The sequence below is a fragment of the Neisseria sp. P0021.S005 genome, from assembly GCF_051956955.1.
The window spans coordinates 1-3,163 of sequence record NZ_JBQCWY010000350.1; the positions used below are offsets into that span (position 1 = coordinate 1).

At 51.1% G+C, this 3,163-nt stretch carries 4 protein-coding genes; 2 read left to right on the forward strand and 2 right to left on the reverse strand.

Features of this window, described 5'->3' with window-relative positions:
• Together fabF and ACTHUE_RS14005 are read left to right on the forward strand one after the other, a co-directional pair.
• On the forward strand, positions 1-1,154 hold a 1,154-nt coding region (gene fabF, locus ACTHUE_RS14000; RefSeq protein WP_440423774.1), incomplete at its 5' end, for a beta-ketoacyl-ACP synthase II.
• Positions 1,155-1,335: 181 nt separating this feature from the next.
• Complete coding sequence (locus ACTHUE_RS14005; RefSeq protein WP_219089304.1) at positions 1,336-2,028, forward strand: hypothetical protein; 693 nt, start codon at positions 1,336-1,338, stop codon at positions 2,026-2,028.
• Positions 2,029-2,083: 55 nt separating this feature from the next.
• Here the strand turns inward: ACTHUE_RS14005 and ACTHUE_RS14010 are convergent, their stop codons facing one another.
• Together ACTHUE_RS14010 and ACTHUE_RS14015 are read right to left on the reverse strand one after the other, a co-directional pair.
• Positions 2,084-2,413, reverse strand: coding sequence for a rhodanese-like domain-containing protein (locus ACTHUE_RS14010; protein WP_003679997.1), 330 nt, complete (start codon positions 2,411-2,413; stop codon positions 2,084-2,086).
• A gap of 52 nt (positions 2,414-2,465) precedes the next feature.
• A complete protein-coding gene (locus ACTHUE_RS14015; RefSeq protein WP_219089306.1) occupies positions 2,466-3,122 on the reverse strand; it encodes a protein-L-isoaspartate O-methyltransferase family protein in 657 nt (218 codons plus the stop codon).
• Positions 3,123-3,163: the final 41 nt, after the last annotated feature.

The window sequence follows — 3,163 nt, forward strand, 5'->3', positions numbered from 1 at the left end:
AAAGCGGCATCGGACGGATTACCCGCTTTGACGCATCCGACATCAACAGCCAAATCGCCGGCGAAGTGCGCGATTTCGACATCGGCCAATACATCAGCGCGAAAGAAGCGCGCCGTATGGACGTGTTTATCCACTACGGTATCGCCGCCGCCCTGCAAGCCATCAACGATTCAGGCTTGGATGATTTGGAAACCCTCGACAAAGACCGCGTCGGTGTCAACATTGGCTCCGGTATCGGCGGCCTGCCGAGCATCGAAGCGACCGGCAAAGCCGTTATCGAAGGCGGCGCGCGCAAAATCAATCCTTTCTTTATCCCAGGCTCGCTGATTAACCTGATTTCCGGCCACGTAACCATTCTCAAAGGCTACCGCGGCCCGAGCTACGGCATGGTTTCCGCCTGTACAACCGGTGCACACTCCATCGGCGACTCTGCACGACTGATTAAATACGGCGACGCAGACGTGATGATTGCCGGTGGCGCAGAAGGTGCGATCAGCACTTTGGGCGTTGGCGGTTTTGCCGCCATGAAGGCACTTTCCACTCGCAACGACGACCCTGCTACCGCTTCCCGTCCGTGGGACAAAGGCCGTGATGGTTTCGTTATCGGCGAAGGCGCTGGCGTGCTGGTGTTGGAAGAATTGGAACACGCGAAAAAACGCGGCGCGAAAATTTACGCTGAAATCGTCGGCTTCGGCATGAGCTCCGATGCCTACCACATTACCGCGCCTAACGAAGAAGGCCCTGCATTGGCTGTTACCCGCGCGCTGAAAGATGCCGGCCTGAATCCTGAAGACGTTGATTACGTCAACGCACACGGTACATCGACTCCTTTGGGCGATGCCAATGAAACCAAAGCCATCAAACGCGCTTTGGGCGATCATGCGCGCAAAGTCATCGTTAACTCCACCAAATCCATGACCGGCCACTTGCTTGGCGCGGCTGGCGGCGTGGAAGCGTTGTACAGTGTATTGGCAGTACACGAGCAAAAATCTCCGCCGACCATCAATATCTTTGAACAAGACGTTGAAGCCGGTTGCGATTTGGACTACTGTGCCAACGAAGCGCGTGACGCGAAAATCGACGTTGCCATCTCCAATTCCTTTGGCTTTGGCGGTACCAACGGCACATTGGTATTTAAACGCTTCAAAGACTGATAGAAGGTTTTAAGTAGATTGAAAAGGCCATCTGAAACTAGGTTTCAGACGGCCTTTTTTATTTTAAAATACAAATATTCTTGATAATCTGTATCATTTATATAAAAATATCGACTCCTATCAATATCGCCCGGATTTTATCGGGTAATCAACCCAATTACATTTTTATCAGGAGTCTGCAATGAAAACCATCCGTATTCTGGCATTGGCCGCCGCACTGACCGCTATACCTACATTTGCATCTGATTTCGGCCATGAACAGGCATTGACCATAGACGGCAAGCCTGCCCATTTGGCAGAAACTTCAGCCCGTATTTTGGCAAACGAAACCCTGACTGCGCCGCAACTGGTCGAAGACATTACCGATGGATTCGGTTCGAAAAAAATTCCAGGTTATAAATTGATGATTATGGGCCGCACTTATTCGGTGGCGGCAGAAACCAAACCGCCGAAAGAGGGCCAAACTCAGTGGCGGGACAATACGTTCATTCATCGCGGCGTAAAACTGTTTGTCGGTATTCCGGTCAAAAACGGCAAGATGGATTTGGTGTCTGCCAAATTGATTAATATCGGCGTGGTTGACGATAACGGTGGTGCCGCGCCTCATGATGAGGGTGAAAAAATCCGTCCGGTCGGCAAACAGCTGATGTCTCCCGATACCAAAGTGGAAAATGCGAAACTCAATATTGCCAAACTGACGTTGCCAAATATGAAATTAGGCGAAACCAGTGGCGGTGGTGTGAAATTGGAAGCATCGGCAACATTGGACGGTAAGCCGATACAGACCAAAATCGACAGCACTTTCTCCCGCTTCTATTCCGCTAAACCAGCCGCTACACGGCCGTTTATGGCAGATGCACGGTTTGTGAAATAATCGTAAAGGCCGTCTGAAACCCAGTTTCAGACGGCCTTTTATTTATCAAACCGATTCAATACCGCATCATTTTGCTGTCCACCTGCATTGCCCAAGCATCAATACCGCCTTGCAGGTTGTAAAGGTTTTCAAATCCGGCATCTTCTAGATACATTGCCGTGTGCAGGCTGCGGATGCCGTGGTGGCAGTAAACGACGATGGGTAAATCGTCGTCGGGCAGCTCGTTTTGGCGCAGGGGGATGAGGTTCATCGGGATGTGAATGGCAGCGGGCAGGGTGCAGATGGCGCGTTCTTCATCGGTGCGGACATCGAGCAGATGAAATGCGCGGCCTTCGTCCTGCCATTGTTTCAATTCGGTGGGCGAGAGTTGGATAATGTCGGTCATAGGGTCGGGTATAAAAGTATGAGGCCGTCTGAATTTTCAGACGGCCTGTTGTTTAAAAATCGAAATCGCCGAACGGATTGGCCGATTTGTCTTCCAAGTGTGCCACGACGGTGTCGAACAACACCTTTTCGGAAAATTCATTGCCGTTGCGCGTCAGCAAAAGCGCGCATTGCACCGGTTTGCGACCGACAATGACCACCATACGGCCGCCGTCTTTCAGTTGCTCTTTCAGAATTTCAGGTACGCTGTCTACTGCGCCGCCCACATAAATCGCATCGAAAGGCGCGCCTTTCGATGCTTCGGTCAGGCCGTTGTTTTGCACATAATCGACGTTGGTAAAGCCCAATTCGTCCAAAACTTTTTTGGCGCGTTGCTGCTGCTCGGCGTCGATGTCGTCGGTCACGACTTTGCCGGCTAGTTTGGACAGCAGGGCGGTTGCATAGCCTGAGCCTGTACCGATTTCTAAGACAGTTTCGTCTTTTTTCAGTTTCAAACCTTGAGCTAGGCGGGCAACGACTTTGGGTTCCAACATTTTATGGCCGTTGGCCAGCGGCAGCTCCATATCCGCATAGGCCAAACCTTGAAAAGCCTCGCCGACAAAATGTTCGCGCCCGATCTCCTCCAAAGCATCCAAAATGTCGAAGTCCAAGACATCCCACGGACGAATCTGCTGTTCAACCATATTGAAACGCGCTTTTTCAAAGTCCATATTTGTGCTCCGTTCAATTCTTAATTTTATCGAAGCATACA

Excerpts from the sequence above, each read along its gene's own strand:
- ACTHUE_RS14010 (WP_003679997.1), bottom strand. The coding sequence starts at position 2,413 with ATGACCGACATTATCCAACTCTCGCCCACCGAATTGAAACAATGGCAG.
- ACTHUE_RS14005 (WP_219089304.1), top strand. The coding sequence starts at position 1,336 with ATGAAAACCATCCGTATTCTGGCATTGGCCGCCGCACTGACCGCTATA.
- ACTHUE_RS14015 (WP_219089306.1), bottom strand. The coding sequence starts at position 3,122 with ATGGACTTTGAAAAAGCGCGTTTCAATATGGTTGAACAGCAGATTCGT.